The 5079-nt window shown below is 69.0% G+C and carries 6 protein-coding genes; 4 read left to right on the plus strand and 2 right to left on the minus strand.

The genetic code is table 11. The features are described 5' to 3' along the window. The first annotated feature begins 208 nt into the window (after window positions 1-208). Together FOY91_RS22145 and FOY91_RS20575 are read left to right on the plus strand one after the other, a co-directional pair. On the plus strand, window positions 209-727 hold the full coding sequence (locus FOY91_RS22145; RefSeq protein ID WP_203234659.1) for an RcnB family protein: 519 nt from the start codon (window positions 209-211) through the stop codon (window positions 725-727). A gap of 218 nt (window positions 728-945) precedes the next feature. After that, window positions 946-1425 (plus strand): RcnB family protein, encoded by a 480-nt coding sequence (locus FOY91_RS20575; RefSeq protein ID WP_145155842.1) that lies wholly within the window; start codon window positions 946-948, stop codon window positions 1423-1425. A 52-nt stretch (window positions 1426-1477) separates the two neighbouring features. On the opposite strand, the gene FOY91_RS20580 is transcribed toward FOY91_RS20575, so the two are convergent. Further along, window positions 1478-2167, minus strand: coding sequence for a hypothetical protein (locus FOY91_RS20580; protein ID WP_145155844.1), 690 nt, complete (start codon window positions 2165-2167; stop codon window positions 1478-1480). A gap of 164 nt (window positions 2168-2331) precedes the next feature. Beyond that, entirely contained in the window at window positions 2332-3933 is a 1602-nt protein-coding gene (locus tag FOY91_RS20585; RefSeq protein ID WP_145155846.1) for a lysine--tRNA ligase, read from the minus strand. A 91-nt stretch (window positions 3934-4024) separates the two neighbouring features. Here FOY91_RS20585 and FOY91_RS20590 point away from each other — a divergent pair, with 91 nt between their 5' ends. Together FOY91_RS20590 and FOY91_RS20595 are read left to right on the plus strand one after the other, a co-directional pair. Next, window positions 4025-4537 carry a hypothetical protein gene (locus FOY91_RS20590; RefSeq protein WP_145155848.1) on the plus strand — a complete coding sequence of 171 codons (513 nt, stop codon included), beginning with the start codon at window positions 4025-4027 and terminating at the stop codon, window positions 4535-4537. After that, a complete protein-coding gene (locus FOY91_RS20595) occupies window positions 4534-5070 on the plus strand; it encodes a hypothetical protein (protein WP_145155850.1) in 537 nt (178 codons plus the stop codon). The genes FOY91_RS20590 and FOY91_RS20595 overlap by 4 nt, the downstream gene beginning before the upstream one ends. Window positions 5071-5079 lie beyond the last annotated feature (9 nt).

The raw sequence follows: 5079 nt of genomic DNA on the forward strand, positions 1-5079 counted from the left end.
GACCGGGGCCGGTGGGACTATGGCTGGCGCAACGATCGCCGCGCGGACCATCGCGTCCATCGGCGCGGTCCGGCCCCTGGCCCTGGCCGATCCACGCCTGCGCGGCGAGCGGGCTGGCGGCGGTGGCGGCCAGCAACAGGAAGACGATCGCCTTGCGCATGTCGGAAACTCCTCGAACCCGGCGGCAACAGGCCAGCCTCGGTCCTGAGTGCGCCCCGGCGACGACCGGCGCGACGATCGCCCCGGCCCCGATGGTCGCGCCGACTGGAACGGGCGCGGCCCGGACGGACGCGGACCGGACGGACGCGGACCGGAATGGCGCGGCGCGGACCGGCGCGGACCCGATGGCCGCGGACCGGAATGGCGTGGCAACGGAACGGGCCGTCAGTGGTCCGGCAACGATCGCGGCGACCGGGGCCGGTGGGACTATGGCTGGCGCAACGATCGCCGCTACGACTGGCAGGGCTACCGCGCCGGCAACCGGGCGATCTACCGCGCGCCGCGCTATTACGGCCCGCGCGGCACCGATTACAGCCGCTGGTCGCGCGGCTACCGGGTGCAGCCCTATTTCTACGGACAGAACTACTGGATCGCCGACCCGTGGCGCTACCGCCTGCCGCCGGCCTACGGATCGTACCGCTGGGTGCGCTATTACGACGACGTGGCGCTGATCGACGTGCGCAGCGGGCTGATCGAGGACATCATCTACGCCTTCTTCTACCGCTGATTCGAGACGCGATCCGGCGAAGGCCCGGGGCGGCGACGCTCCGGGCCTTTTCGTGCCCGGCATGTTTCACCGCTGCAATATGCCGCCGCATCCTCGCCGCAAGCCTGTCTGCCGGCTGACGAACGCGTTCCCGCAGCGTTCAGCGCCGCTGTGCGATTCGGGGATCATCGGCGGGGCCAGCGCGTTCCGTCGCCTCGGTTCAACAAGGAGTGAGTGCCATGCGTAAGTTTTTCCTCTCGGGGCTGATCGCCGTCACCGCCGCCACCGGCCTTGCCGGCACGGTGAATGCGCAGACCCCGGAACTGCGCCACAACCGCCAGGAGGTGCGCGAACAGCAGCGCGACCTGCGTGATGCCCAGCGCTACGGCAACCGCCACGACGTGCGCGATGCGCGCAAGGATCTGCGCGAGGCCCGTCAGGAGCAGCGGGAGGACTGGCGCGACTATCGCCGCACCAACCGCGACGTCTTCCACGGCCCCGCCTACGTCGGCCCGCGCGGCTATCGCTATCGTCCGGTCGCGACCGGCTACCGTCTCCAGCCGGCGTACTACGGTTCGCGCTACGTGATCGACGGCAACCGCTATCGCCTGCCGCGCGCCACCGGCGTGAACCGCTGGGTGCGCTACGGCAACGACGTGCTGCTGGTGAACAGTCGCACCGGCCGGGTCGTCACCGCCCACAACGGCTTCTTCTGGTAGGAAGCGATCGGCCCCGGCGCACGTCGCCGGGGCCGTCCTTCGTTCGGGCGATCTAGCCGATCCGTGCGAAGGGCAGCAGCTTCACCGCCAATACAGAGGCCGCCCGGCCGTCGCCGGCACGCAACGGCACCAGCAGGGCGGCGGCGTTGCGCTGGATCACCCTGTCGAGCGGCGTCACCGCCGGCGCCTGCACCGCCTGCTCGGCCAACTGGCGGGCGCGGGCGACATCGGACGAGTCGAGACGGATCCGCATCAGCGCGGCGATCCCCGGATAGGTCGCATGGGCGGCGCCACCCAGCGCCACCGAACGGTCCAGCGCTGCCAGTCCGGTCGCGCTCTTTGCGCCCAGCACGGCACCCGCCAGCATCCGCCCGACATCCTGAATCGAATCGAGATGCCAGCCGGCGAGCACCATCTGCGCCTGCGGATCGCGCGGGTCGGCGGCGGCCAGCGCCTCGAACACCTTGCGCGCGGCCAGCGCATCCGCCTTGTTGCGGGTCAGCTTGGCGCGGTAGCCGATCGCCATGGCGCGCACGAGCGTCGCCTCGCGATCACCCGGCCTGGCGCGCAGGTCAGCCTCGGCGGCCGCCTGCGCGGCGGCGATCTGCGCGAGGGCGCCGGATTTGTCCCGCGCCTGGAATGCCGCGGCGGTAAGCATGTCCCGCGGGGATGCGGCAAAGGCGGCGGACGATCCGCCGAGAGCCACGAACACAGCAACGATTCCGATCCACCAGCGCGACACGTCGTTTCTCCTGAGATATCCCGCCGCTTTCGGGGGCCGCGTCACGCTCGCCATCGTGACGCGGCCGGTCCGCCTGCCCGGAAGGCTTCGGCGGACCAGTCCGAAAGGGGGTGGACCGATGCGCTGAACGCACCATTCCGAACTCAGTTGCGCTTAACGGAAACTTAACTCGAGCCTTCGCGCGCCAGTGCCTCGGCGATCAATCGACGGCTGTTTTCAACGCCATACAGCGCGATGAAGCTGCCCATGCGCGGCCCCTGAGACGAACCGAGCAAGGTTTCGTACAGCACCTTGAACCAGTCCCGCAGCGCCTCCTTGCCGTAATGCGTCTTGCCGATCTCGTAGACGAGATCCTGCACCGCCACGGCGACGTCGCTGTCGGCGGTGAGCCCCGCCAGCCCCGCATCAAGTTCACGCAACGCCGCTGCCTCGCTTTCGGTCGGTGCGCGCCGCACCAGAGTGGGCGCGACGAAATCGCGGTGGAAGGCCAGCGCGTGGCCGACCAGCCGGTCCAGCGCCGGATAGCGCGCCGGATCGGCATCGGCCACGTAGTTGGCCAGATAGCCCCACACCTGCTCCGGCCGCGCATCGCCCAGCACGCCGACGAGGTTGAGCAGCAGCCCGAACGTTACGGGCAGCGTCTCGGCCGGCACGTCGCCGTCGTGGATGTGATGCACCGGATTACCCAGCTTCTGCGGCAGTTCCTGCGCGGGCCAGTTGCCGCGGAACTGCCAGTAATCGTCGATCGCGCGCGGGATCACGCCCATGTGCAGCGATTTGGCCTTCTTCGGCTCGCGGTAGATGTAGAAGGCGAGGCTCTCCTGCGGCCCGTAGGTCAGCCACTGGTCGAGGCTGAGGCCGTTGCCCTTGGACTTGGAGATCTTCTCGCCCTTCTCGTCGAGGAACATCTCGTAGTTGAACCCCTCCGGCGGCCGCGCGCCCAGTACGCGCGCGATCTTCGAGGATTGCGTGACCGAATCGATCAGATCCTTGCCCGCCATCTCGTAATCGACGCCCAGCGCGACCCAGCGCATCGCCCAGTCCACCTTCCATTGCAGCTTGGCAGCACCGCCGAGGATCGACTGCTCGACCGTCCCGCCCTCATCCTGAAAACGGACGATGCCGTTCTCCGCGTCCACCACCGTGACCGGCACCTGCAGCACGATGCCGGACTTCGAGGAGATCGGCAGGATCGGCGAATAGGTCGCCTGCCGTTCCTTGCGCAGCGTGGGCAGCATCACCCCCATGATCGCATCATACTGCCGCAGCACGCCACGCAGCGCCTCGTCGAACCGCCCCGAGCCGTAGCAGTCGGTGGCGGAGAGGAACTCGTAGTCGAAACCGTAGCGGTCGAGGAATTGTCGCAGCATCGCGTTGTTGTGGTGCGCGAACGATTCGTGCGTGCCGAACGGATCGGGGATCTTGGTCAGCGGCTTGCCGAGATATTCCGCCAACATCTCCTTGTTCGGCACGTTGTCCGGTACCTTGCGCAGGCCGTCCATGTCGTCGCTGAACGCGATCAGCCGCGTGGGGATGTCGCTCATCGCCTCGAAGGCATGGCGCACCATCGTGGTGCGCAACACCTCGTTGAAGGTGCCGATGTGCGGCAGGCCCGAGGGGCCGTAGCCCGTCTCGAACAGCACATGGCCCTTGGCCGGCGGCGCCTTCTCGTACCGCTTCAGCAGCTTGCGCGCTTCCTCGTAGGGCCATGCCTTGCTGTCGAGGGCGGCCGCCTTCAGGTCTTCCGGGCGCAGTTCGTTTGCCATCTGTTCCGTCGTCTTGTAGCCAATACCCGTGGCCTTACCCGCAAAAGCCGAGCGACCAGAAGCCCCGATCGTCGTGCCTGCGGAATCGGGGATGGCGGAGACGGTGCTGTACGTCGCCCGCCCCGGCCCCGGCGCGCTGCCGGAAGGGGCGGGGCTGGCGATCGGCCTCGCCATCCCGCAGGCGCTGATGTGCGCGGCGTTCCTGTGGATCATCTGGTTCCCGTGGCCCACCACCGAACGCGCGCTGGGCTTCGACATCGGCCTGACGCTGCTGCTGTGCGCGCTGGGCGCCGGGCTGTTCTGGAAGATCGCGCGCGGGCAAGGCGCGGTCGCCGCCGGCATCCTGCGCGCGCCGTTCATCTGCCTCACCGTCACTGACAAGCGGGTGACGTGGCGCGTGCCATGGTCGTCCACACCGCTGCTGGAGGTCGGCGCGTCGCGCATCCTCGGCGGGATTCTGGGAGATACCGATGCGCGTGGGCGCGGGTCGGCGGCGATCATCCTCGTGCCCGGCGACCCGGCCGGCGACTGGGAAAACCGCATCCACCTCGACCGCCTGCCCGACGCCGCCGGCTTCGTCGCCGCGCTGGGGCGGCTGGCGTGAGGGCGGGGGACGACAGCCTGCTGGCGGAACTGCGCGGCCATCTGGACGCGGGCGAGACGCTGCGCTGGCACGGCCGGCCAGGTACGCGCCGCACCGGCATCGAAACGGTCGCCCTGCTCGCCCTGCTCGGGGCGATCGGCCTTGCCACGCTCGTTCTCAACAGCACCGGGCCACGTACACCGGGCCTCGGCCTTACCGAACTGGCCGTGCTGGGCATCGCCATGGCATTCGTCTGGTTCTCATGGAACCGGCTGCAACGCTGGCGCGACCTGTACCGCACGATCTACGGCATCACCGGATGGCGCCTGCTCATCATCAGAAGCGGATGGAACGCCAAGCTGCGTTCGGAAAACGTGCCACCCCGGCTGGTGGAGCAACGTCGCAGCTTCCGTGGCCGCGCAACGCTGCGCGTGACGACCGGCCTGTACTGGGCGGAACCGCGCGGGCGCCGTAGCGGAGGCTGGGTGCTCGAACATGTCGACCTCATCGATATTGCCGACCCCGCCCGCCCCCTCGCGCTGCTCCGGAAGTAAGGCCCATGC

This window comes from Alterirhizorhabdus solaris, from assembly GCF_007785815.1.
Taxonomy (GTDB): domain Bacteria; phylum Pseudomonadota; class Alphaproteobacteria; order Sphingomonadales; family Sphingomonadaceae; genus Alterirhizorhabdus; species Alterirhizorhabdus solaris.